The 24,125-nt window shown below is 67.0% G+C and carries 25 protein-coding genes; 10 read left to right on the top strand and 15 right to left on the bottom strand.

Translation table 11 applies throughout. The annotated features are described in order from the left end of the window. The first annotated feature begins 13 nt into the window (after nt 1-13). Both AWC31_RS02545 and AWC31_RS02540 read left to right on the top strand, forming a co-directional pair. Nucleotides 14-1,039, top strand: a complete 1,026-nt coding sequence (locus AWC31_RS02545) for a Dyp-type peroxidase (RefSeq protein WP_085142404.1) — start codon at nt 14-16, stop codon at nt 1,037-1,039. Continuing rightward, a complete protein-coding gene (locus AWC31_RS02540) occupies nt 1,039-1,836 on the top strand; it encodes a family 1 encapsulin nanocompartment shell protein (protein ID WP_085142402.1) in 798 nt (265 codons plus the stop codon). Before AWC31_RS02545 ends, AWC31_RS02540 begins: the two co-directional genes overlap by 1 nt. Before the next feature lie 121 nt (nt 1,837-1,957). Here the strand turns inward: AWC31_RS02540 and purQ are convergent, their stop codons facing one another. Genes purQ through AWC31_RS02525 form a run of 3 tightly spaced genes read right to left on the bottom strand, consistent with a single transcriptional unit; the run spans nt 1,958 to nt 3,544 of the window. Next, a complete protein-coding gene (gene purQ / locus AWC31_RS02535; RefSeq protein WP_085142400.1) occupies nt 1,958-2,635 on the bottom strand; it encodes a phosphoribosylformylglycinamidine synthase subunit PurQ in 678 nt (225 codons plus the stop codon). Further along, nucleotides 2,632-2,871, bottom strand: a complete 240-nt coding sequence (purS, locus tag AWC31_RS02530) for a phosphoribosylformylglycinamidine synthase subunit PurS (protein ID WP_085142811.1) — start codon at nt 2,869-2,871, stop codon at nt 2,632-2,634. Before purS ends, purQ begins: the two co-directional genes overlap by 4 nt. A gap of 10 nt (nt 2,872-2,881) precedes the next feature. Next, a complete protein-coding gene (locus AWC31_RS02525) occupies nt 2,882-3,544 on the bottom strand; it encodes an ATPase (RefSeq protein ID WP_067846979.1) in 663 nt (220 codons plus the stop codon). Between the two features lie 31 nt (nt 3,545-3,575). Here AWC31_RS02525 and AWC31_RS02520 point away from each other — a divergent pair, with 31 nt between their 5' ends. Continuing rightward, a complete protein-coding gene (locus tag AWC31_RS02520) occupies nt 3,576-4,214 on the top strand; it encodes an MBL fold metallo-hydrolase (RefSeq protein ID WP_085142399.1) in 639 nt (212 codons plus the stop codon). On the opposite strand, the gene AWC31_RS02515 is transcribed toward AWC31_RS02520, so the two are convergent. From AWC31_RS02515 to AWC31_RS02500, 4 genes are all read right to left on the bottom strand, one after another. Then, the gene (locus tag AWC31_RS02515) at nt 4,215-5,858 is read right to left on the bottom strand and encodes an FAD-binding dehydrogenase (protein ID WP_085142397.1); all 1,644 of its coding nucleotides are present in this window, start codon (nt 5,856-5,858) and stop codon (nt 4,215-4,217) included. 21 nt (nt 5,859-5,879) lie between these two features. Beyond that, a complete protein-coding gene (locus tag AWC31_RS02510; RefSeq protein WP_067846982.1) occupies nt 5,880-6,584 on the bottom strand; it encodes a DUF2334 domain-containing protein in 705 nt (234 codons plus the stop codon). Nucleotides 6,585-6,662: 78 nt separating this feature from the next. Then, on the bottom strand, nt 6,663-7,151 hold the full coding sequence (locus AWC31_RS02505) for a glutathione peroxidase (RefSeq protein ID WP_085142395.1): 489 nt from the start codon (nt 7,149-7,151) through the stop codon (nt 6,663-6,665). Nucleotides 7,152-7,170: 19 nt separating this feature from the next. Continuing rightward, the gene (locus AWC31_RS02500; RefSeq protein ID WP_085142393.1) at nt 7,171-7,716 is read right to left on the bottom strand and encodes a TetR/AcrR family transcriptional regulator; all 546 of its coding nucleotides are present in this window, start codon (nt 7,714-7,716) and stop codon (nt 7,171-7,173) included. An 83-nt stretch (nt 7,717-7,799) separates the two neighbouring features. Between AWC31_RS02500 and AWC31_RS02495 the strand changes: the two genes are divergently transcribed. Further along, nucleotides 7,800-8,249 carry a DoxX family protein gene (locus AWC31_RS02495; RefSeq protein WP_085142809.1) on the top strand — a complete coding sequence of 150 codons (450 nt, stop codon included), beginning with the start codon at nt 7,800-7,802 and terminating at the stop codon, nt 8,247-8,249. On the opposite strand, the gene AWC31_RS02490 is transcribed toward AWC31_RS02495, so the two are convergent. Both AWC31_RS02490 and AWC31_RS02485 read right to left on the bottom strand, forming a co-directional pair. Then, the gene (locus tag AWC31_RS02490) at nt 8,175-10,319 is read right to left on the bottom strand and encodes a S9 family peptidase (protein WP_085142391.1); all 2,145 of its coding nucleotides are present in this window, start codon (nt 10,317-10,319) and stop codon (nt 8,175-8,177) included. The two genes, AWC31_RS02495 and AWC31_RS02490, sit on opposite strands and share 75 nt — an antisense overlap. Then, nucleotides 10,316-11,203 carry a phosphoribosylaminoimidazolesuccinocarboxamide synthase gene (locus AWC31_RS02485; RefSeq protein WP_067846585.1) on the bottom strand — a complete coding sequence of 296 codons (888 nt, stop codon included), beginning with the start codon at nt 11,201-11,203 and terminating at the stop codon, nt 10,316-10,318. Before AWC31_RS02485 ends, AWC31_RS02490 begins: the two co-directional genes overlap by 4 nt. A 30-nt stretch (nt 11,204-11,233) precedes the next feature. Here AWC31_RS02485 and AWC31_RS02480 point away from each other — a divergent pair, with 30 nt between their 5' ends. Both AWC31_RS02480 and AWC31_RS02475 read left to right on the top strand, forming a co-directional pair. Further along, entirely contained in the window at nt 11,234-11,857 is a 624-nt protein-coding gene (locus AWC31_RS02480; RefSeq protein ID WP_067846587.1) for a hypothetical protein, read from the top strand. Between the two features lie 92 nt (nt 11,858-11,949). Next, nucleotides 11,950-12,849, top strand: a complete 900-nt coding sequence (locus AWC31_RS02475) for a type IV toxin-antitoxin system AbiEi family antitoxin domain-containing protein (protein ID WP_085142389.1) — start codon at nt 11,950-11,952, stop codon at nt 12,847-12,849. On the opposite strand, the gene AWC31_RS02470 is transcribed toward AWC31_RS02475, so the two are convergent. The 3 genes from AWC31_RS02470 to purB form a co-directional block, all read right to left on the bottom strand. Beyond that, entirely contained in the window at nt 12,794-13,390 is a 597-nt protein-coding gene (locus AWC31_RS02470; protein WP_085142387.1) for a DUF1707 SHOCT-like domain-containing protein, read from the bottom strand. The genes AWC31_RS02475 and AWC31_RS02470 overlap by 56 nt on opposite strands. A gap of 87 nt (nt 13,391-13,477) precedes the next feature. After that, nucleotides 13,478-14,683: a cytochrome P450 gene (locus AWC31_RS02465; RefSeq protein WP_085142385.1), complete on the bottom strand. Its 1,206-nt coding sequence runs from the start codon at nt 14,681-14,683 to the stop codon at nt 13,478-13,480. 7 nt (nt 14,684-14,690) lie between these two features. Next, nucleotides 14,691-16,109 carry an adenylosuccinate lyase gene (purB, locus tag AWC31_RS02460; RefSeq protein ID WP_085142807.1) on the bottom strand — a complete coding sequence of 473 codons (1,419 nt, stop codon included), beginning with the start codon at nt 16,107-16,109 and terminating at the stop codon, nt 14,691-14,693. A 41-nt stretch (nt 16,110-16,150) separates the two neighbouring features. Here purB and relZ point away from each other — a divergent pair, with 41 nt between their 5' ends. Then, entirely contained in the window at nt 16,151-17,848 is a 1,698-nt protein-coding gene (gene relZ, locus AWC31_RS02455; protein ID WP_085142384.1) for a bifunctional ribonuclease/(p)ppGpp synthase, read from the top strand. On the opposite strand, the gene AWC31_RS02450 is transcribed toward relZ, so the two are convergent. Together AWC31_RS02450 and AWC31_RS02445 are read right to left on the bottom strand one after the other, a co-directional pair. After that, nucleotides 17,845-19,284 (bottom strand): APC family permease, encoded by a 1,440-nt coding sequence (locus AWC31_RS02450; RefSeq protein WP_085142382.1) that lies wholly within the window; start codon nt 19,282-19,284, stop codon nt 17,845-17,847. The two genes, relZ and AWC31_RS02450, sit on opposite strands and share 4 nt — an antisense overlap. An 18-nt stretch (nt 19,285-19,302) precedes the next feature. Next, nucleotides 19,303-19,932 (bottom strand): TetR/AcrR family transcriptional regulator, encoded by a 630-nt coding sequence (locus AWC31_RS02445; RefSeq protein ID WP_085142381.1) that lies wholly within the window; start codon nt 19,930-19,932, stop codon nt 19,303-19,305. Between the two features lie 111 nt (nt 19,933-20,043). Here AWC31_RS02445 and AWC31_RS02440 point away from each other — a divergent pair, with 111 nt between their 5' ends. Continuing rightward, the gene (locus AWC31_RS02440; protein WP_067846608.1) at nt 20,044-20,862 is read left to right on the top strand and encodes an alpha/beta hydrolase; all 819 of its coding nucleotides are present in this window, start codon (nt 20,044-20,046) and stop codon (nt 20,860-20,862) included. Here the strand turns inward: AWC31_RS02440 and purD are convergent. Next, nucleotides 20,859-22,127, bottom strand: coding sequence for a phosphoribosylamine--glycine ligase (gene purD / locus AWC31_RS02435; RefSeq protein ID WP_085142379.1), 1,269 nt, complete (start codon nt 22,125-22,127; stop codon nt 20,859-20,861). The genes AWC31_RS02440 and purD overlap by 4 nt on opposite strands. Nucleotides 22,128-22,189: 62 nt before the next feature. Between purD and AWC31_RS02430 the strand changes: the two genes are divergently transcribed. After that, on the top strand, nt 22,190-23,419 hold the full coding sequence (locus AWC31_RS02430; RefSeq protein ID WP_085142377.1) for a cytochrome P450: 1,230 nt from the start codon (nt 22,190-22,192) through the stop codon (nt 23,417-23,419). An 18-nt stretch (nt 23,420-23,437) separates the two neighbouring features. Next, entirely contained in the window at nt 23,438-24,052 is a 615-nt protein-coding gene (locus AWC31_RS02425; RefSeq protein WP_085142375.1) for a TetR/AcrR family transcriptional regulator, read from the top strand. Nucleotides 24,053-24,125 lie beyond the last annotated feature (73 nt).

Below are 24,125 nucleotides of genomic sequence, written 5' to 3'. Positions count from 1 at the left end.
TTAGGGTCTCGATGTGCCCGCACCACAACCCCAACCGGTACTCGCCCCGTTGACGCCCGCCGCCGTCTTCATGGTCGCGACGATCGACGAGGGGCAGGAGGCGGCGGTTCACGATGCGTTGCCCGATATCTCGGGCCTGGTACGCGCCATCGGGTTCCGTGACCCGGCCAAACGCCTCTCGGCGATCGTGTCGATCGGCTCCGACGCGTGGGACCGACTGTTCTCCGGACCCCGGCCCGCCGAGCTGCATCCGTTCGTCGAACTGCAGGGCCCGCGCCATCACGCCCCGGCGACGCCCGGCGACTTGTTGTTCCACTTGCGGGCGGAGTCGATGGACGTGTGTTTCGAGCTCGCCACCAAACTCGTCGAGGCGATGTCGGGGGCGATCACGATCGTCGACGAGGTGCACGGGTTCAAGTTCTTCGACAACCGCGACCTGATGGGTTTCGTCGACGGCACCGAGAACCCGGACGGGCCCGTCGCGGTCAACGCGACCCAGATCGCCGATGAGGACCCCGATTTCGCCGGCGGCTGTTATGTGCACGTGCAGAAGTATTTGCACGACATGGGTTCGTGGAACTCGTTGTCCACCGAGGAGCAGGAGCGCGTGATCGGCCGCACCAAGCTCGACGACATCGAGCTCGACGATGCGGTGAAACCCGCCAATTCCCATGTCGCGCTGAACGTCATCGAGGACGAGGACGGCAACGAGCTCAAGATCGTGCGGCACAACATGCCGTTCGGCGAGATCGGCAAGGGCGAATTCGGAACGTACTACATCGGATACTCGCGCACCCCCGCGGTCACCGAGCGGATGCTGGACAACATGTTCATCGGCGATCCGCCCGGCAACACCGACCGCATCCTCGATTTCTCGACCGCGGTCACGGGTGGGCTGTTCTTCACGCCCACCATCGACTTTCTCGATGATCCACCGCCCCTCCCGTCGGAAGACAACCAACGACCCCAGGTGGCGGTGGCCACCCCGGTCAGCTATGACGGCTCGCTCGGCATCGGCAGTCTGAAAGGAACCCGTTGATGAACAACCTGTACCGCGAACTTGCCCCGATCACCGAATCCGCTTGGGCCGAGATCGAATTGGAGGCCACGCGGACGTTCAAGCGCCACATCGCCGGGCGGCGCGTTGTCGACGTCAGCGAGCCCGGCGGCCCCGTCACCGCCGCCGTCAGCACCGGGCACCTGCTCGACGTCAACCCGCCCGGCGACGGCGTGATCGCCCACCTGCGCGACGCCAAACCGCTCGTGCGGCTGCGCGTGCCGTTCACGGTGGCCCGCAGGGACATCGACGACGTCGAACGCGGATCGCAGGACTCCGACTGGGATCCGGTCAAGGACGCCGCCAAGAAGCTCGCGTTCGTCGAGGACCGCGCGATCTTCGAGGGGTACGAGGCCGCGTCGATCGAAGGCATCCGCAGCTCAAGCTCCAACCCCGCGCTCGCCCTGCCCGACGACGCCCGCGAGATTCCCGACGTGATCGCCCAGGCCCTGTCGGAGCTGCGGCTCGCCGGCGTCGACGGTCCGTACTCGGTGCTGCTCTCGGCCGAGACCTACACCAAGGTCAGCGAGACCACCGCACACGGCTATCCGATCCGCGAACACATCAACCGGCTCGTCGACGGTGAGATCATCTGGGCGCCCGCGATCGACGGCGCCTTCGTACTGTCCACCCGCGGTGGCGATTTCGATCTGCAGCTCGGCACCGACGTGTCGATCGGCTACCTGTCCCACGACGCCGAGGTCGTCCACCTGTACATGCAGGAGACCATGACGTTCCTCTGCTACACCGCCGAGGCGTCCGTCGCCCTGACCGCCTGAGTTCCCCGCCCGCACCGCGAGCGACCGTGTCTGTACGCCGACACGCCGTAAGTAGGCGTGCATTCGCGGTCGCTCGTGGCGCAGGCGGCCGTGCAGAAGCGCACCAAACGGACGTCTGGCGTCAGGACACGGACAGCACCGCGTCGAGCGCGGAGTAGAACAACCCGAGCCCGTCGTCGGACGGACCGGTCAGTGCCTCGGTGGCGTGTTCGGGGTGGGGCATGAGTCCGACGACGCGTCGGTTGGCCGAGCAGATGCCTGCGATGTCGCGCATCGACCCGTTGAGGTTCTCGCGGTAGCGGAAGACCACGCGGTCCTCGCCCTCGAGCTCGTCGAGCACGTCTTCGGACGCGACGTAGCGGCCCTCGCCCGATTTCAGCGGCACCAGGAGATCGGCCCCGGCGTCGTAGCGGGTGGTCCATGCCGTGGTGTTGGACGCGACCTGAAGCCACACGTCGCGGCAGATGAAATGCAGCCCGGCGTTGCGGGTCAGCGCGCCCGGCAGCAAACCGGCCTCGCACAGGACCTGAAAGCCGTTGCAGATGCCGAGGACCGGCATGCCCTTGCCGGCCGCCTCGATCACCGAGCCCATCACCGGGGCGAACTTCGCGATCGCGCCGCAGCGCAGGTAGTCACCGTAGGAGAAACCACCGGGGACGACGACCGCGTCCACGCCATGCAGATCCGCGTCGGCATGCCACAGGTTCACCGGCTCGGCTCCGGCCAGGCGAACGGCACGGACGGCGTCGACGTCGTCGAGCGTTCCCGGGAAGGTGATGACCCCGACCCGCGCGGTCATGAGTCCTCCCGGCTCACCGAGAAGTCCTCGATGACCGTGTTGGCCAGCAAGGATTCGGCGATCTCGGCCAACGTTTCGTCAGCTACGGAATCGTCGACCTCGAGCTCGAATCGCTTGCCCTGCCGGACGTCTGAAATACCGGCATGCCCGAGACGACCGAGCGCCCCGACGATGGCCTGACCCTGCGGGTCGAGGATCTCAGCCTTCGGCATGACGTGCACAACCACCTTTGCCACGGCGCTCACTCTACCGGCACGATCCAACGTAAGCGCTGCACAGTGGCCTGGCCATCGCATCGAGCACCTGGCTATCGGCCACTGTGGGCCACGCCACGGCAGGCGGCGTCGTCGACCACATCGCGAGCTCGACCACCGTGCTGTTGTCCGGATCGGCCAGCAAATACTGGCGCAGCACCCGCTCGCCGCCGAAGGTGATCACCGCGGCCAGCCGGCCCGGCTCGTCGGTGGTGATCGACGGTGAGCTTCCCGGTCTTGTCAGCTGGCAGGCGCGCAGCGCCCCGGCTGCCACACTCACAGCCGACATCGCCGTCTCACCGCCCCGCCAGGTCTCCCCGCGCCAGTGCATCACCTGAACCTGCAACTGCCATTGCCCCTCGGGCTGGCTCACCGCGGCGCGGGCGGTCACCGCGTACTCACGGGAGTCGCCCGGCAGCAGCGGCAATCCGCAGTCTTCCTCGAACCGGAACCGCGGCGATGTCGTCGTGACCGCCAGGCCGGCCAAGCCCGGCCAGCGGTATTCGCGGTTCAGCGGGACATCGGACGATGCGATCCAGGCCGACGCGGGAATTCGATCGCACATCGGCGGGCAGTCGATGGGTTCCGACCACGCCAAACCGGGCGCGGCAGCCCATGCGAGGGCTGCGAGCGACATCGCCCAAATCAACCGCAAGAATCCACCCACTGAGCGCCACAATATAGCCATGCAATTGACGCATTTCGGACATTCTTGCCTTCTGGCCAGCATTTCGGACACCACGGTGTTGTTCGACCCGGGCAACTTCTCACACGGATTCGAGGGCATCACGGGGTTGTCGGCGATCCTGATCACCCATCAGCATCCCGATCACGCCGACACCACCCGGCTGCCCGCGCTGCTCGACGCCAACCCACAGGCGGCGCTGTATGCCGACCCGCAGACGGCCGCGCAACTGGGCGATCCGTGGAAAGCCGTCCATGTCGGCGACGAGTTCCGGATCGGCTCCCTCAACGTTCGCGGCGTTGGCGGCAGACATGCCGTGATCCACCCGGAAATCCCTGTCATAGACAATATTTCGTATCTGTTGGGCGATGACGAGCATCCTGCCCGGCTGATGCATCCGGGCGACGCGCTGTTCGTGCCGGGGGAACCGGTCGACGTGCTGGCCACGCCCGCGGCCGCCCCGTGGATGAAAATCTCTGAGGCCGTTGACTTTTTGCGTGCCGTGGCACCGGCGCGCGCCGTACCGATCCACCAGGGCATCATCGACCCGGGTGCGCGCGGCATCTACTACGGCCGCCTCGCGGAGATGACCTCGACCGACTTCCAGGTGCTCGACCCGGAGAACGGCACGGAGTTCTAGCTAGGCGATGTCGGCCGCGGCACCACGTCCGGCCGCCCGGCCGGAGAAGATGCAGCCACCGAGGAAGGTGCCTTCCAACGACCGGTAGCCGTGCACGCCACCGCCGCCGAACCCGGCTGCCTCACCGGCCGCGTACAGCCCGCCGAATGCCGTGCCGTCCTGTTTGAGCACGCGCGAACTCAGATCGGTTTCCATGCCGCCCAACGACTTTCGGGTCAGGATGTGCAGCTTCACCGCGATGAGCGGGCCGGCCTTCGGGTCGGTGAGGCGGTGCGGGGCGACGACGCGTCCGAACCGGTCGCCCAGATAGCTGCGCGCGCCGTGGATCGCGGTGATCTGGCCGTCCTTCGTGAACTTGTTGGCGACCTCGCGGTCGCGCGCCGTCACCTCGGCCGCCACCGCGGCATAGTCCAGCGGCACGACGTCGGGAATGTCGTTCATCGCCGACACCAGCTCGCGCAGCGTGTTCGCGCTCACGAAGTCGACGCCACGGTCGACGAACGCCTGCACCGGGGCCGGGGCGCCCGGCCGGATCCGCGACAGCACGTCCCGCACGCTGCGGGACGTGAGATCCGGGTTCTGCTCCTGGCCGGACAACGCGAACTCCTTGGCGATGATGCGCGCGTTGAGGATGAACCACGTGTAGTCCTGCCCCGTCCGACAGATGTGCTCAAGTGTGCCGAGGGTGTCGAAACCCGGGTACAGCGGCACCGGGAGCCGATTTCCATTGGCGTCCAACCACAGTGACGAGGGGCCCGGGAGAATCCGGATGCCGTGCGCCGGCCAGATCGGATCGTAGTTGGTGATCCCCTCGGTGTAGTGCCACATCCGGTCGCTGTTGATGACGTGTGCGCCCGCGTTCTGCGAGATCTCGATCATCCGGCCGTCGACGTGGGCGGGCACACCGCTCAGCAGTTGCTCGGGCACCCGACCCATCCGAGGTGGCCAGTTCTTGCGCACGAGCTCGTGATTGCCGCCGATGCCGCCGCTCGCCACGATCACCGCCGACGCGCGAAACTCGAACTCACCGATGATGTTTCGAGATGTCGCCACCCCGCGCGGCGCGCTGGTGGGTTCCAGCACCGAGCCTCGCACCCCGGCCACCAGGCCTTCGTTGACGATCAGCTCGTCGACGCGGTGTCGGTGGGCGAACCGGACCCGCACGCTGTTGCGGATCCGGCGCGCAAACATGTCGACGAGCGCCGGGCCCGTCCCCCAGGTGATGTGAAATCGGGGCACCGAATTGCCGTGGCCGAGTGCGTCGTACCCGCCCCGCTCGGCCCAGCCGACCAACGGGAAGGTCTGCAAACCGCGCGCCCGCAGCCAACTACGCTTCTCCCCCGCGGCGAAGTCGACGTAGGCGTGTGCCCACTCCCGCGGCCAGTGGTCCTCGGGCCGGTCGAAGCCCGCCGTGCCCAGCCAGTCCTGCAGGGCCAGTTCCTGGCTGTCCCGGATACCGAGCCTGCGCTGCTCAGGACTGTCGACGAAGAACAGGCCACCAAAAGACCAGTAGGCCTGGCCACCCAGGTTGGCCGCGTTCTCCTGGTCCACGATGAGCACGCGGTGCCCACGCTCGACCAACTCGCACGCGGCGACCAGCCCGGCCAGACCCGCTCCCACGACAATGACATCGGCGTCTGCCATGAGACGCAAGAGTAGCGCGAGTCAGGCGGCGTCGGTCAGTACTGGATAGGGCCGCCACCGGTAGACCCCGGGGACGCTGCGGTGCAGCAAAGCCAGGTCGATCGCGTCGAGCATGGCTTGGCGCGGCCCGGGCCTGCGCAGGTGCCGTGCGGCGACGGCAACCCGCACCACGCCCTCGCGGCGCGCGGTGCGCTCCGCCGAGAGCACGAGCGTCCGGCACCACCACGGCTCGGTCAAGAAGCCCTCGCCGATGCCGAGCACGCGCGCCCGCACGGTGGTCCGGCGCACCAGGTCGGTGACGCCGTTGAGCTCGGCCAGCAGCCGAAAGCCGTTGCGCGGCAACGCGGCGACGGTACCTTGTGACGCGTTCCAACCGGGCGCGGCGAACAGCCTGGTGCGCAGCCCGAGGTGCTCGAGCACGCGGTCGGCTCCCATGAGCCGCAGGTTCGCCTCGTGGGCGGGCAGGCTCGCGAACTCGCCGCGGCGCTTCTTCGTGGCGGCTTCGTCATATCCGTGCAGTACAACGGCATCACCACCGACGCGTCGCGCGGTGAGCCATTCGACGGTCGGTGCGTCGCGATCCAGCCGGTAACCGCCCTTGAGCCGCGGCGCAACCAGCAGGGAGGCCGGCACACCACGGGCGTCGAGTTCCGCGCAGAACGACGCGACGTCGTCCAGCGTGCGGTCACTGATCTGTGAGATCGAGACGATGAGTTGTCCGGTCACGTACACCAGTGTGGCAACGTCAGATGTCGCAACGGTTTCGAACACTCTGACGCAGAGTGTCCATTAGGCGATGCCCGCTCAGTTCGGCAATACGGCTTCGATGGCCGCGACGACCTCGGGGGCATCCGGCTCGGTGCGCGGCCGGAATCGGTTGGCCACCGTACCGTCGGGCGTCAGCAGGAACTTCTCGAAATTCCACTGGATGTCGCCGGCTTCCCCGCTGCCGTCAGCGGTTTTGGTCAGTTCGGCGTACAGCGGATGGCGGTCGGGACCGTTGACGTCGGTCTTGGCCAGCAGCGGGAACGTGACGCCGTAAGTGGTCGAGCAGAACGCCTGGATTTCCTCGGCGGTGCCGGGTTCCTGGCCCATGAACTGGTTGCACGGCACGCCGATCACCGTGAGGCCGCGATCGCCGTACTCCTGCGCGAGCTTCTCCAGCGCGGTGTACTGCGGCGTCAGGCCGCATTTCGAGGCCACGTTCACCACGAGCGCGGCGCCGGGCGCCAACTCGGCCAGCGTGGTGGCGTTACCGTCAAGGGTCGTCAGCGCAATGTCGTTGAGGCTCACGGGTTCGACGCTACCGGAGCTATCCGTCGAACAGAATTTTCCCCATCTTCTCGACGGTCCCGATCGGGTCGCCGGAGGTGTCGATCGCGTCATTGAGCCACAACAGTGAGAAGCCGTGCACCATCGACCATGCCGCGAGCGCGGCAGCGTCAGGATCGGCCTTGGCCTTCGGATCGGCGAGTGTTCCGACGCCGCGGTTGAGCTCGAAACCCGCGGCCGCGGCGGCCTCGACCAGTTCGGCGTCGGAGTCGTCGTACAACGACTTGTCGAACATCACCTCGTAGTGGCCCGGATGATCAAGGGCGAAGCGCACATACGCCTTCGCGGCGTCGATGAACTGCGGCCTGGCCCCGTTCAGCGCCTCGGCCAGCAACCGGAATCCCTCGGCCGCGAGTGCGGTGAACAACCCGCGCCGGTCGGTGAAGTGATGTGCCGGCGCAGCGTGGGAGACACCGGCGGCGCGCGCCAGTTCCCGCAGCGAGATGCCGTCGGCTCCACGTTCGGCCACCAAGGCGGCGGCTTGCTCGAGGATCACGGCCTTGAGATCGCCGTGGTGATAACCCATGCGGCCATTCTAAGCCCACATCTTGACAATGCCAAGATCGAGGCTACTGTCAATCTAGACACTGACAAGTTGCGGAGGGCGTGGTGGCGGTATTCCTGACGTTGATGCTGGGCACACTGGCCGCACGAGGCCTCGGCCTGTGGGGCGTGGACTATGTCGACACCTGGCCCGAGGCGATCGCCGTCGGCCTGGCCGCGATGTTCGCGCTCACTGGTGTCGCGCACTTCGTGAACCCGTTGCGGCGCGACATGATCGCGATCGTGCCGCCGCGATTGCCCGCTCCTGCCGCGCTCGTCACGATCACCGGCGTGCTGGAACTCGCGGGTGCGATCGGCCTGCTGTACCCGCCGACGCGCGTCGCGGCAGCGGTGTGCCTGTTCCTGTTGATGCTGGCCATGTTCCCGGCCAACGTCTATGCGGCCCGGATGCCCGACCCGCCGAAGTCGATGACCGCGCGGCTAGGTGTCCGGACCGCCGAAGAGGCTGTCTACCTGGCCGCTGCCGTAATTGTCGGGATCGGCGGCAGCCAGTAACCAGGCGTACTGGAACGCGGCTTCCTTCCAGCGTTCGTAGCGTCCGCTGATACCGCCGTGGCCGGCCGTCATCTCCGTCTTCAACAGCACCGGATGTCCGTCGGTCTTGATATGGCGGAGTGCGGCAACCCATTTGGCCGGTTCGACGTAATACACCCTGGTGTCGTTGAGCGATGTCATCGCCAGGATCGCCGGATAGTCCTGCGCCGTGACGTTCTCGTACGGCGTGTAGGACTTCATGTACCGGTAAACCTCGGGGTCCTCCAAGGGATTTCCCCATTCGTCCCATTCGGTGACGGTCAACGGCAGCGACGGGTCCAGGATCGTGGTGAGCGCGTCGACGAACGGCACCTGCGCCAAGATCCCGGCGAACAGGTCCGGAGCCATGTTGGCGACCGCGCCCATCAACAGCCCGCCCGCACTTCCACCGAGCGCCACGAGGTTTTGCGGCCGCGTGATGTCACCAGCGATGAGATGCTGTGCCACCGCGATGAAATCGGTGAAGGTGTTCCGCTTCTCCAGCATCTTCCCGTGTTCGTACCACGGCCGGCCCAGCTCGCCGCCGCCGCGGACGTGGGCGATCGCGAACACCATGCCCCGGTCGAGCAGCGACAGGCGCGCGATGGAGAATCGCGGATCCTCACAAGCTTCGTAGGCGCCGTACCCGTACAGCAGGGTCGGCGCCGGGAATTGCAGCCCGGCCCGATGGATGACCGAGATCGGCACCCGGGCGCCGTCGGGTGCGATGGCCCAATCCCGGCGTTCCACATACTCTTCGGGCCGGTAGTCACCGAGCACCGGCTGCTCGCGCAGCAAGGTCCGTTCGCCGGTGACGACGTCGAGGTCGTACACGCGGGCCGGGATGACGAACGACGTGGCGGCGATGCGCAGCTTCGGCGTCGACCAGTTGGGGTTGCCCCCGAGCCCAGCTGCCGTGAGCTCGGACTCGAATGTCAGCTCCTCGGCACGGCCATAGCCGCCATTGGCGTTGATCGGCCAGAGCTGGATCTTCGGCAACGCATCACTGCGGTAGCTGACCACCAGGAACCCGTCGAACGCGTCGACCGCATCGAGGCGCACATCGTCACGGTGCGCGATGAGCGGACGAAAATCGTTGGGGTCGTTGACCGGAGCATCCACGAGCGCGAAGTTCTCCGCACCGTCGTTGTGCAGGATGAGGAACCGGTCCTCACCGCCCACCACGGCGTGCTCGACGGAGTACTCCACCAGGTCACGGCGCCCCCACACCGTGGTGAACTCGGCGTGCGGATCGGTCGCGTCGGCATACCTGACCTCGGTCGTGACGGCGCTGCCCGACGCGATGAACAGATACTTGTTGCTCCGGCTGCGGCCGATGCCGATCCAGAACCGCTCATCGGCCTCGTGATACACCCGCTCGGCGGGCAGACCCGAGCCGAGGCGGTGGCGCCACACCGTGTCGGGCCGCCAGGCGTCGTCGACGGTGGTGTAGTACAGCGTGCGGTTGTCGGCTGCCCAGGTGGCGCCCGCGCCGATACCGGTGATCGTGTCCTCGTAGAGCTTGCCGGTCCGTAAATCCTTGAACCGCAGCGTGTATCGCTCGTCGCCCTTGGTGTCGACCGAGTAGGCGAGGACGCTGCCGTCCAACGTGACGGTGGCCGCCCCGAGCGCGAAGTAGTCGTGGCCATCGGCCTCGACGTTCTCGTCGAGCAACACCTGCTCGCCCGGTATCTCGGTGTGCTCGTCGAGCTGAGGCGGCGTCCAGTCATCGGGATCGGTGACCGGGCACCGGCAGTGAACCGCGTACTGCTTGCCCTCGAAACTGCGCGCGTAGTACCACCAGAGTTCGCGGCGCATTGGGACCGACAGGTCGGTCTCCTTCGTGCGGGCCTTGATCTCGTCGAAGATCTTCTGCCGCAAGGGCTCGAGGTGTGCGGTGGCTTCCGCGGTATAGGCGTTCTCGGCCTCGAGGTGCGCGATCACCTCGGGATCGTCCTTGTCGCGCAGCCACTCGTATGGATCAATGAATACGTCACCGTGGTGCTCACGGCGGTGGTTGGCCCGTTTGGCCACCGGAGGTTTCAGGCTCATGCACCGATCCAATCCGCGAACGAAAGGCCCGAAATCCGTTCGTAGGCCTCGATGTATCTGTCTCGTGTGGCAGTGACGATCTCGTCGGGCAGCGGTGGTGGCGGGGTGCCGCCGTGGCGGTCCCACCCGGATGCCGGGCTGGTCAGCCAGTTGCGGACGAACTGCTTGTCGAAGCTCTCCTGAACCACACCCTGGCGGTAAGACTCCGCGCGCCAGTACCGCGACGAGTCCGGTGTGAACACCTCGTCGGCCAGCACCACGTTGCCGTCCTGATCGACCCCGAACTCGAACTTGGTGTCGGCGATGATGATGCCTTTCGTCAGCGCGTGGTCGGCGCCCTGCAGATAGGTCTGCAGCGTGCGCTCGCGCAGCTGATTGGCCAGCACCGGGCCGACCAGATCGATCACCTTGTCGAACGAGATGTTCTCGTCGTGCTCGCCCAACTCGGCCTTGGTGGCCGGCGTGAACAGCGGTTCGGTGAACTTGCTCGCCTCCCCCAGGCCCGGCGGCAACGGAATGCCGCAGACCGACCCGGACTTCTCGTAGTCGATCAGGCCGGAGCCGGTCAGGTAACCGCGCGCCACGCACTCGACCGGCAGCATCTCAAGCTGGCGCACCACGAGAGCGCGGCCCAACACCTCTTCGGGGATGCGGGGATCGTCCGGCGGGCCACCCAGGTGATTGGGCACGTCGAGATAGTCGAAGAAGAACACGCTCATCGCGGTCAGGATCCGGCCCTTGTCGGGAATCTCGGAATCCAGGATGTAGTCGTACGCCGAGATACGGTCGCTTGCCACGAAGAGCAGGTGCTGGTCGTCGATGCGGTACAGCTCGCGGACTTTGCCGCTGGCCAGATGCTGGTAGTCGGACAGAGCAGGGCGCATCGGGCCAGCCTATGTGTTGGGATCGGTGCCATGAGATCGCGGTACCTGCCCTATGCGACCCGACCTGGCCGGTTGCTGGCCCAGCTGTTCAGCGATGTGGCGGTCATCATCTGGACCGCGGTGTGGGTGCTGGTCGGCATGGCCGTGTATTCGGCCGTCGCGACCATCGCCGAAGTGGGCAGGCAAGTCGAGACGGGCGCCAACGGGGTCGCCGACAACCTCAGCTCGGCCGGCGACAACACCGACGACTTTCCGCTGGTCGGCGACACCCTGAGCAAGCCATTGCGGGCCGCCAGCGATGCCGCGCTCGACATCGCGGGCGCCGGCCACAACCTCGACACGACTGCGAGCTGGCTCGCGTGGGTGCTTGCGCTGGCCGTGGCCGGGGCGCCGATCCTCTTCGTCGCGATGCCGTGGCTGTATCTGCGGGTGCGCTTCTTCCGGCGGAAGTGGACGGCGATCACCCTGGCGTCGACGGCGGCCGGCGAACAACTCCTGGCCCTGCGCGCCCTGGCCAACCGGCCGCTGGCCAAGCTCACCGCGGTGTCCGACGACCCGGTCGGGGCGTGGCGCAGCCAAGACCCGACCGCGATCCGCGGCCTGGCCGCCCTCGAACTCCGCTCAGCCGGCATGAGCCTGCGCCGCATCCAGTGATTTGTGCACCGCAAGCGGCGGTGAGCGCCGGTCGCGGTGCACAAATCGCAGGGGTGGGAACCGTTTGAGGGGTGCACACCGTCCAAACGTGCATGCTCGACGACTATTTGCGTGACAACGACGGCGTAATCACCTTGGCGCAGGCGCGGCAGGCGGGCTTGAGCCAAGATGCGGTGAACCGCAGAGTCAGGTCCGGGCGATGGCTCCGCTGCTCTCCAGGCGTGTATTTCGCCGATGACCGTCCGTTCACCGACGCCGCGCGCATCCGGGCCGCGGTGTGGTCGTTGGGACCCGCGGCAACGGCGAGCGGGCTGGCTGCCGCCTGGTGGCACGACGTCACGAAATACCCGCCGGAGTCGGTCGAGATCACCGTGCCGAGAGTCAGCAGTCACCGGCCGAGGTTCGGCACCCGGATACGCCGCCGTGATCTCGGGCCCGCTGACATCGTGGAACGCCGAGGCCTGCGGGTGACGTCGCTACCGCTGACCGTCGTGGAAGCCGCCGCCAGGAAAGGTGGCGGCGCCAAGCTCATGGATTCCGCCCTGCAGCGCCATGTCGAGCTGCGGGAGCTGTGGCGGGCCCATTTGCGCAACAAGGGCAGGCATGGTTCGCCTGCCGCGCGCCGGCTGCTCATCGCGGCGGCCGACGGCGCCCGGTCGGCGGCCGAGCGTCTACTGGTCAAACTTCTGCGCGAGGCGAAGATCACCGGCTGGAAGGCGAACCGTCGTGTCGGCCGCTACGTGGTCGACGTCGCGTTCCCCGGCTTGAAGATCGCGATCGAAACCGACGGCTGGGCGTTCCACAGTGATCAGGAGGATTTCCAGCGTGACCGCGTCAAGCAGAACGAGCTCGCCCTGCTGGGCTGGCAGGTTCTGCGGTTCACGTGGCTGGACCTGACCGAGTATCCGCAGCGGGTCGTCGCCGAGATCGCGTTCGCTATCCAGTCCCGTGCAGGCGCCGCAGCCAGCTTCCGAAGGGATGACGCACGGTGACCGAACCCATGCGGACCCGACCGCGCACCACCAAGTGCAGCTGATTCGACGGCGGGCTGGTACGCACCTTGACCGTGGCGCTGCCCGCCATGGCGTTGACCCCGTTGAGGTCGGCGGTCGCCGCAGTGGGCACGATGAACTCGGTCGAGCTGCAGTAGTCGTCGATCACGATCTCGACGACAGGCCCCGGCAGGACCGCAGCGGTGAAGTCCAGCGTGGTGCTGCACATGCGCGTGGTCAGGTGCAGAGACGGCGCCACCGTCCACTGGCCACGCCGCACGATCGAGGACATCCAGCCGCGCAGTTCCTCGGGCGTGCCGGAGCGCTGGGCCATTGGAGGCGTCGTGGGCACGGCCATCGGCAGATCGGCGACGACGGCACTCAGCTCGCCGCGAGTGCGTGCTGCCAACGCGGAGTCGTAGCGCTCACTGAACTCGTCGAGTGTGAGCATGCCTTCAGCGACCGCCCGCTCGAGGAGTTGTCCCACCTTCGCCCGCTCGGCGTCTGAGACTCGGAGATGGTCATTTCGGCCTGAGTCCATGTTCTGAGATTAGGCGAACACCCTGTCGCGTTTGCGCCGCGACGGACACGATGCCGGTCGCCATGACCGCCGCGAACGCTTCCGGTTTCACAAGCCGAACTCGACCACCAGGTGCCGGATACCGGTGTGGCGGTTACTCCGGGTCCACTCGACGGGCTTGACCAGGCGCGCGGCGCCGAACCTGGCCAGCAGCTCCTCGAACAGCACCCGCAACTCGAGCCTGGCGAGGTTCGCACCGAGGCAGTAGTGCACGCCCTGGCCGAAACCCAAGTGGGGATTCGGTTTTCGTGTGATGTCGAATACGTCGGCGTCGACGAAGACGAGGGCGTCCCGGTTGGCCGAGCCCTCCCAGATCTGGACCTTCTGCCCGGCCTCGATCTCGCAGCCGCCCAAGGTCACCGAGCGGGTTGCGGTGCGCCGCTTGGACGGTGACGGCGACGTCCAGCGCACCATCTCCTCGATCGCGGTCGGCAGCAACGACATGTCCGCACGCAACAACGCGAGCTGTGCCGGGTTCTCGATCAACGCCAACAGCCCGCCGGCCACCGAATTGCGGGTGGTCTCGGCGCCCGCGCTGAACAGCAGGCTGAAGAACAGATACAGCTCCAGGTCGGACATGTCCGCGTCGGTGGCATTGGCGACCACCGACAGCATGTCGTCGGTGGGCTCGGCGCGTTTGGCCGCGATGAGTTCCTGCCCATAGGCATACATCCGCGAGCCGGCTTCCTCGGCCGACATCTGCCCCACCGACGCCGTCCGCGAACCGCCGAAGTCGAACTGCGGCTCGATCGCCTGGAACAGCCAATGCCGTTCGGATTCCGGCACTCCCAGCAGTATGCAGATCATCTGCATGGGCAGTTCGGCGGCCACGTCGACCAGGAAGTCGAACGGTTCGCCGGGCACGACGCCGTCCAGCAGACGACGCGCGCGGGCCCGCAGATCGTCCTCGACCCGTTTGATCATGCGCGGGGTCAGACCGGAGCTGACGAGGCGGCGGATCTGGGAGTGCCGCGGATCGTCCATCATGTTGAGCACCTGGCCCGCGATGGCCAGATCCTGAAGCAGCGTTCCGCCGTAGGGCCTCGAGCCGCCGGTCACCGACGAGTACGTCGCCGGGTCCCGCAGTACCGCAAGGGTTTCGGCGTACGTCGCTACCGACCAGAAGCCTTCGCCGTCCGGGGTGTGCTCGGTGGGCTCGTGCCAATACACCGGAGCCTGCTGCCGGTGCACCGCGAACAACGCATGCGGAAAACCGTCGGCGAAGTTGTCCAGATCGGTGAGGTCGGCAAGCATCACAACGTCACAAGATCGCACCCGACGTGTACTTGGCGGCCTCGGGATAGCGACTCACGAGATCGTCGACGGCCGACACGACGCCGTCGACCTGGGCGCCCGCCGCGCCGGTGAACGCCTGCTTGTCGGCCAGCGCGGCTTCGAGCGCGGCGCGATCCAGCGGCAGCCGCGGATCGGCGGCGAGCCGGTCGAGCAGATCGGGTTCCTGGCCTTTCTCCCGCATCGCCAGGGCCACCGCGACGGCATGCTCTTTGATGACCTCGTGCGCGGCTTCGCGCCCGACGCCTGCGCGAACGGCCGCGATCAGGATGCGCGTGGTGGCCAGGAACGGCAGGTAGCGGTCGAGTTCACGCTGGATCACCGCCGGGTAGGCACCGAACTCGTCGAGCACCGTCAGGAACGTCTCGGTCTGCCCATCGATCGCGAAGAACGCGTCGGGCAGGGCGACGCGGCGCACCACCGAGCAGAACACGTCGCCCTCATTCCATTGCGCCCCAGTCAGTTCGGCGGCCATCGACGCATATCCGCGCAGTACCACCTGGAGGCCGTTGACCCGTTCGCACGAGCGCGTGTTCATTTTGTGCGGCATGGCCGACGAGCCGACCTGTCCGGGCGCGAAGCCCTCGGTCACCAGCTCGTGCCCGGCCATCAGCCGGATGGTGTGCGCAAGCGACGACGGGCCCGCGCCCAACTGCACCAGCGCCGACACCACATCGTGGTCGAGTGACCGCGGATAGACCTGGCCGACGCTCGTGAAAACCTCGGTGAAGCCGAGGAATTCAGCGACCCGCCGCTCCAGTTCGGCGAGCCGGCCGACATCCCCGTCGAACAGGTCGAGCATGTCCTGCGCCGTACCCATCGGCCCCTTGATGCCACGCAGCGGGTACCGGTCGATCAGCTCGCGCACGCGCGTGAGCGCGATCAGTGTCTCTTCGGCCGCCGACGCGAATCGCTTGCCCAGCGTGGTGGCCTGCGCGGCCACATTGTGCGAACGGCCGGCCATCACCAGATCGCGGTAGACCACCGAGCGCTCGGCAAGCCTGGCGACCACCGCGACACCGTGCGAGAACACCAGCTCCAGCGAGCGGCGAATCTGTAGTTGCTCGACGTTCTCGGTGAGGTCGCGGCTCGTCATGCCCTTGTGCACCTGCTCGTGGCCGGCCAGCGCATTGAACTCCTCGATGCGCGCCTTCACGTCGTGGCGCGTGACGCGCTCGCGCGCGGCGATCGAGGCCAGGTCGACGTTCTCGAGTACACGTTCGTAGTCTTCGACCACACCGTCGGGCACCGCGACCCCGAGTTCGGCCTGTGCGCGCAGGACGGCGAGCCACAGGCGGCGCTCGGCGATGATCTTGGCCTCGGGCGACCAGATCGCGACCATCTCGTCGCTGGCGTAGCGGTTGGCCAGAACATTCGGAATCGTCACGAACACACAGCTTACGGGGCCGAGTGAGGCAGGCTTGAGACATGCACTTCATTGGCCTGGACCTCGCCTGGGGCGAGCGCAAGCCCACCGGCGTCGCCGTCGTCGACGAGGAGGGCCTGCTCGTGCACGTGTCGGCCCAGACCGACGACACCAGCATCCTGGCCGCGGTCAAGCCGTTCACCAGCGATGATTGCGTGGTCGGCATCGACGCGCCGCTGATCGTGACCAATCCGACCGGGAACCGGCCTGGCGAGGCCGCGCTCAATCGCGATTTCCGCGCGTTCGAAGCGGGCGCGCATCCGTCGAACACCGGCAAGCCCGAATTCGCCGACACCCCGCGCGGGGCCCGGCTCGCGACGGCGCTCGACCTGGACCTCGATCCCCGCACCGCGCGGACCAGGCGGGCGCTGGAGGTCTATCCCCACGCGGCCTCGGTTTCCTTGTTCCACCTGGGCCGGACGTTGAAGTACAAGTCGAAGCCGGGCCGCACGTTCGAGCAGATGCGGTCGGAGCTGTTGCGCCTGATGGAGCTGATCGCCGGGCTGCGTCATGCCGACGTTGCGCTGCACGTGGCGGGCAACGAGCAGTGGCAGCAGCTGTATCAATCCGTCGAGGGTGCGACGACCAAGAGCGAGCTGCGGCGCGCGGAGGATCCCGTCGACGCCGTGTTGTGCGCGTACGTCGCCCTCTATGCGTTCCGCAGGCCCGACGACGTCACGATTTACGGCGACGTCGACACGGGCTACATCTTGACGCCGACGCTGCCTCCGGATCTGACGCCGCACTCCGCGATGCCGCCCGTGGTCGCCGAGTACGCGGCGCGCCGCCCGGCGCTCGTCACCGCCACCGCGCACTACCTCGAGCTGATCACGAGCCTGCTCGACGATGCGGGCATCAACTATCTGAGCATCACCGGACGGACCAAGAGCGTGGAGTCGTTCGCGGCCAAGGTCACCCGCACCGTCAACGGTCAGCCGATGTACACCGATCCGCTGGTGGAGATCACCGATCAGGTTGGCCTGCGGGTGATCACGTACCTGCGTGAGGATGTCGACGCGGTCGCCAATCTGCTCGCCGAGGAGATGCGCCTGCTCGACGACCGCGACATGGGCGCCGAGACCGCCAGGGAGGGCCGATGGGGTTATGCCAGTAGGCATCTGCTGATCGGTGTCGAAGGTGAGCAGCAGCCCGCCTCGATCCAGGTCCGCACGGTCCTGCAGCATGCCTGGGCGGAGTTCGAGCACGACGTGCGTTACAAGGGATCGATCCCGGCCGAACACGTCACCGAGCTCGACCGGCGATTCACCCTGGCTGCCGGGCTGCTCGAGCTGGCCGACCGCGAGTTCACCGAGATCCGGGAACGCCTGCGCACCACCATGACCGAGGACGAGACCGACTTCTCGACGGATTCGCGTATCCCGACTCCCGTGCTGGCCACCTACCTGGGCAACCGCTACACCGACGCCGGCTGGTCGCGCACCGATCACTACGGCTGGATCTCGGGGCTGCTGCTCGAGCTCGGCATCACGTCACTGGATGCGTTGACGGCCGTGCTCGACTCCGTCGACGCCGACGAGATCAACCGCGTCATGGACTACCGGTATCCGCCGGGCGCCGTGCGCCGCCTCGACGACGCACTGCTGGCCGTGTTCGGCGAACGCTACCTCGGCCTGCAGGGCAACGCTCATCGAATCGCTATGCTGCAGAACAGGATCGAACGCTTACGCGGCAAGCCCTAGGGTGCGTCGCTCAGGTGCGTCGGGTCGATCATGCCGGGCCCGCGGATCCCGAGTTGCCGGTTGATCGCCATGGTGATGAGGAACAGCACGACACCGATGACGATCAACGCGATCGCGAGGAAGTACTGCTGCGCCGGGCGGCCCGAGGTCGGCAACACCAGGTACAGCGACGCGATGAAGCCGATGACCGGCAGAATCGTCGGGGTCTTGAAGTGGCTGCCGTCCTCACGCACGTCGCGGCGCAGCACCAGCACCGCGACGTTGACGGTCGCGAACACCGCGAGCAGCAGCAGCGACGTGGTGCCGCCCAGTACGGAGATGGCGTTGCTGCTCGCGAACGCCGACACGTAGAAGATCAGCCCGAAGGCGATCAGAGTGGTGAATACGATTGCCACCCAGGGGGTGCGGCGCCGCGGCGCCACCGTCCCGAGCACCGGCGGCAGCACGTGCTGACGGGCCATACCGTAGATGAGCCGGCTCGCCATCAACATGTTGATCAGCGCGGTGTTGGACACCGCGAACATCGAGATGATCGGCAGGATCTGCTGGAACGGCAATCCGGGCGCGGCCGTTTCGACCACCTTGACCAGTGGCGAATTGGCGGCGGCGAGTTCACCGACCGGCACAAGGGCGACCGCGATGACGGCGACGACGACGTAGACGACTCCGGCGATTCCCAGGCCCGACAGCAGCACCTTGGGGAAGATCCGCACCGGATCCTTGGTTTCCTCGGCCATATTGACGGAGTCTTCAAAACCCACCATGGCGAAGAACGCCAACGACGTGGCGGCGGTGACCGCGAGGAAGGCGTTCTTCTCCTCGGCGGTTTCGAATGCGACGACCCGCCCGAAGTCGACGTCGGCACCGCTGAGAATCGCCCACAGCCCGACCAGGATGACGATCGCGAGACCGGTGATCTCGATGATCGTGAGAATGACGTTGAGCACGACGCTTTCGGTGACGCCACGCAGGTTGACCGCCGCGATCACCGCCATGAACAGCAGCGCGATCAGTACGACGCCGATCTTCTCCCAGGTGAAGACATGATTGAAGATCTGTTCGATGGCATCGAAGAAGCTGACCGCGAAGAACCGCGAAGCCGTTGAGGCAGAGGTGATTCCGGAGCACATCACCACGAACGCCACCAGGAACGTCACGAACTGGATGCCGAAAGCCTTGTGCGCGTACAGCGCCGCACCGGCGGCCTGCGGATACTTGGTGACGAGCTCGAGGTAGCTGAACGCCGTGATGGTCGCGATCAGGAACGCCACGAGGAACGGAAGCCACGCTGCGCCACCGACTTCCTTGGCAACCTGACCCGTCAGGGCGTACACACCCGTACCGAGAATGTCTCCGACGACGAACAACAGCAACAGGCCCGGGCCCATCACGCGCCGCAACTGCGGCTGCTGCTCAACGGTTTCGGGTCGAGACATGCCCCCTCCTTCGCTCGGTCAGACGCGTACCGCCCGTTCGTCGACGGGCGCAAGCACGTCGATCACATCGATCAGCGTCGCACGGGCACTGGCTCGTGGCCCGTCCCCGTCGTCCACCAGCGATGCAACCACGGCTCCGTCGACCGCGCACACCAAAGCGGTGACGAGCTCGGCCCGGACCGACCGCCCCGACCGTTCCACCACCTCCACGACCGCGTCAGTACGCTGCTGCAGAATACGGCGCTGGATGTCGCGTAGGCCGGGTTGACGCGCGCACGCGATGTACCGCTCGTACCGGGAGATCAATTGCTCGGTGATGCGTGATTCGGGGGACTCGCCGACCAACAAGTCCACCAGGATGTCGGCCGTCGACTCGGCCCCGCGGCGGCGCCTCGACAAGGCGGCAACCCCGGCTTGCAGTTGCTCGGCTTCGCGCGTCCCGATGTACTCGACCGCCTTGGCGATGAGGTCGTCCAGCGAGGAGAAGTAGTACGTCGTCGATGCCAGCGGCAGACCCGCGCGCCGTGCCACCGCACGGTGGCGAACGGCGTCGAAGCCGCCCTCGCACAGTAAGTCTGCGGCCGCCTTGACGAGGGCGTACCGCCGACGCTCCCCCTTAGGAGTGACCGCTGCCGTCACCTCGCTCATGCTGCCAGGATGACCCGCGTCACATGAGGTTTTCGGCCAATCATCAGGCTTTACTCAGGTTTTGCACCGCGGATTGTGCCATCGGGCGCTGCGGTTCTCGACGATGGCAAGATGGCCCGCATGCCTACCTTGACCCGTCGTGCCGTGCTGCGCCTCGGCGTCGGTGCGGCCGCCGGTGCCGCAGGCGCCTTGGCCCTCGGTTCGGTTCCCGCCGCGGCCGCGCCGACGTATGTCACGGGCTCGTTCGTGTCGGCTGCACGTGGCGGGGTCGACACGAATTGGGCCATCGCACGCCCGCCGGGCCAGACCGGTGCCCTACGTCCCGTCATCGCGCTGCACGGCAAGGGGCAGGACGCCGCAGGCGTGATGGCCGGCGGCGTGGAACAGGGGTTGGCCGAAGCGGTCGCCGCCGGCCTGCCGCCGTTTGCCGTCGTCGCGGTCGACGGCGGCGGAAGTTATTGGCACAAGCGGGCATCCGGCGAAGACTCTGGCGCGATGGTGTTGAACGAGCTGATCCCGATGCTCGGTGAGCAGGGGCTGGACACTTCGCGCGTGGCGTTCCTCGGCTGGTCGATGGGTGGCTACGGCGCGCTGCTGCTCGGATCGCGGCTCGGCCCTTCACGCACCGCCGCGATCTGCGCCGTCAGCCCGGCGCTGTGGACGTCGTCCGGCGCGGCCGCGCCAGGCGCCTTCGACAGCGCCGAGGATTACGCGGCCAACAGTGTGTGGGGTGCGCCTGCGCTCGGGTCCATCCCGATCCGGATCGACTGCGGCAACAGCGATCCGTTCTATTCGGCGACCAAGCAGTTCGTCGCACAGCTGCCCAATCCGCCGGCAGGCGGCTTCTCGCCGGGTGGGCACGACGGCGCGTTCTGGAGTTCCCAGTTGCCCGCCGAGCTGACCTGGATGGCGCCGCTGCTCGTCGGTTAGACGCTGATTCGCCCCTCGGCCGCAGCCAGACCGATATCGGTACGGAAGTGACTGCCGGGCAACCGGATCGACTTGATGAGCGTGTAGGCGGCATCGCGCGCGGCCGGTAGGTCGGCACCGGTGCCGACCACCGACAGCACCCGGCCGCCGGAGGACACCACGGCCCCGTCGTCACGACGGGCGGTGCCGGCGTGCAGTACCCCGTCGGCCTCCGATCCGTGGATGACGTCACCGACGCGGGGACGGCCGGGGTAGTTCTCCGCGGCGAGCACCACCGTCACCGCGTACCCGTCGTGCCATTGCAGTTCACCGAACGATGCCAGCTCACCGCTCGCGGCCGCACGCAGGAGTTGCCCGAGCGGCGATTCCAGCAGCGCCAGCACCGACTGCGTCTCGGGATCGCCGAAGCGACAGTTGAATTCAACGACAGCGGGCCCATTGCTCGTGATCGCCAGACCGGCGTAGAGCAGTCCGGAGAACGAACTGCCTCGCGCAACAAGTTCGGCCGCAACGGGTTTGACGATCTCGTCGACGATCTGGGTGGTCACCGATTCCGGCAGCCAGGGCAGCGGCGCATATGCGCCCATACCGCCCGTGTTGGGCCCGGTGTCGCCGTCGCCCACGCGCTTGAAGTCCTGAGCCGCCAGCAGTGGCACCACGGTCTCACCGTCGACGACACAGAACAGCGACACCTCGGGGCCGTCCAGGAACGATTCCAGCAGCACGGGGTGGCCCGAGTCGAGCAGGCTCGCGGCGTGCGCCCGCGCGGCGTCGCGGTCGGCGGTGACCACCACGCCCTTGCCCGCCGCCAGGCCGTCGTCTTTGACCACCCAGGCGGCCTGCCCGGCAGGCGGCCCGAACCGGTCCAGCGCGGCGTCGAGGTGGGCCGGGTTGTCGACGATCTCGCTGCCCGCGGTCCGCACTCCGGCCGCGGCCATGACGTCCTTGGCGAATGCCTTCGAGCCTTCGATGCGCGCGGCGTCCTTGGTCGGGCCGAAGCAGGCGATTCCGGCGGCACGCACGGCGTCGGCGACCCCGAGCACCAGCGGCACCTCGGGGCCGACGACCACCAGGTCGCTACCGATGCGCTGCGCCAGTTTCACGACGGCCTCACCCGAGGTGATGTCGACGTCGTATTGGTCGGCGATGACCTCGGTGCCCGCGTTGCCGGGGGCGACGGCCAACTCCTCGACCTCCGGGTCCCGGCGCAGAGCCAGGAGCAGGGCGTGTTCACGGGCACCGGATCCGATTACGAGGACGCGCACGGAGCTAAAGCGTAGTCCCAAGCCGCGGGCATACACTTGACACCGAGGTGTATGGTCAAACTATGACGCAGAGCACATGCCCCTTCGGCCCGGGGTACGACTTCACCGACCCCGACGTCCTCCTGCAGGGCATCCCGGTCGCCGAGTTCGCACAGCTGCGTAAGACCGCCCCGGTGTGGTGGAACGAGCAGGGCGAATCGATCTTCGACGACGGCGGCTACTGGGTGATCAGCCGTCACGAGGACATCAAGACCATCTCCCGCAACAGCGGTGACGTGTGGTCGACCAACGCAAAAGGCGCTGTCATGCGACTGCCCGAAGGCGTGACCGCCGAACAGCTCGACCTCACCAAGGCACTGCTGATCAACCACGACGCGCCCGAACACACGCGACTGCGCAAGCTCGTGTCGCGACTGTTCACGCCACGCTCGGTGGCCGCGTTGGAGGAGAAGCTGGCCGTGGCCGCACGCGACATCGTGGCCGCGGCCAAGGAGAAGGACAGCGGCAACTTCGTCGACGACATCGCGATGAACCTGCCGCTGCTCGCGATCGCCGACCTGATCGGCGTCCCGGAGGCAGACCGCGAGAAGCTCTTCCACTGGACCAACGCCATCATGAACACCGACGATCCGGATTTCGACAGCGATCCGACGATGGCCAATGCCGAGCTCATGGGCTACGCGTACAACATGGCCGAGGAGCGCCGCCGCTGCCCGGCCGATGACATCGTGACGCGGCTCGTGCAAGCCGATATCGATGGCGAGTCACTCCAGGATGTCGAGTTCGCGTTCTTCGTGATCCTGCTGGCGGTGGCGGGCAACGAGACCACCCGCAACGCGATGACGCACGGCATGAACGCGTTCTTCGAAAACCCCGATCAGTGGGAGCTTTTCAAACGCGAGCGGCCGGCCACCACGGTCGAGGAGATCGTCCGCTGGGCCACCCCGGTGCACTGTTTCCAGCGCACGGCGATGGTCGACACCGAGATCGGCGGCGCCACGGTGCGTGCCGGGCAGCGGGTCGGTTTGTTCTACAGTTCGGCGAACTACGACGAAGACGTGTTCGAGAACCCGTTCCAGTTCAACATCTTGCGCGACCCCAATCCGCATCTGGGATTCGGCGGCAACGGCGCGCACTACTGCATCGGCGCCAACCTGGCCCGGATGGAAATCAAGCTCATGTTCAACGAGATCGCCGATCAGATCCCCGACATCGCCAAACTCGGCGAGCCGCAACGCCTTCGGTCGGGCTGGATCAACGGCGTCAAGGACCTGCAGGTTTCTTACCGGTAGCTGGACTACGATGCCGGGATGCGCACTCACGGCTGGGCCGGCTCAGCACCGGCCACCGACGACGAGGCCGTCGCGCGCATCCTGACCGCCGCGAGCAAGGCGATCGATGAGCGGGGCGCCGAGTTCTCGATCGCCGACATCGCGCGCACGCTGGGTGTCACGCGCCAAACGGTTTACCGCTATTTCCCCAGCACAGAAGCGCTTTTGGTGGCTGCCGCCGTACACGCGGCCAGCGATTTCCTCGACCGCCTTGCCACACATCTGCAGGGCATCACCGATCCCGTTGACGCGGTGGCCGAGGCGATCGCCACCGCGCTCGAATGGCTGCCCAAGGACAAACACATCGGTCTGCTCATCGCTCCGGGCCGCCCCAACGCGCACACCGAATCCGTGACGTCGGACGTCGCCGTGGACTTCGCGCGGGCGATGCTGCGCAAATTCGACGTGGACTGGTCCGGCCTCGGCTACCGCGACGCCGACCTCGACGAACTCGCCGAACACCTGCTGCGGATCATCCAGTCATTCGTCATCGACCCCGGCCGGCCACCGCGTACGGCCGAGGCGCTACGCAGTTATCTGCGGCGCTGGGTGGGGGCGGCGGTCGTGGCCACGGATCCCGCGAGCAGCCGCTGAATTCGTGCCCTGAATTCGTGCGCGGTGGCCCCTTCCACCGGATTTAGACTCATGAGCGGTTGACTGGCGGGAG

It is taken from the genome of Mycolicibacterium wolinskyi, assembly GCF_002101965.1.
Lineage (GTDB): Bacteria > Actinomycetota > Actinomycetes > Mycobacteriales > Mycobacteriaceae > Mycobacterium > Mycobacterium wolinskyi.
Note: the sequence above shows the minus strand (reverse complement) of the source record. Positions and strands in the feature narration are given on the sequence as shown.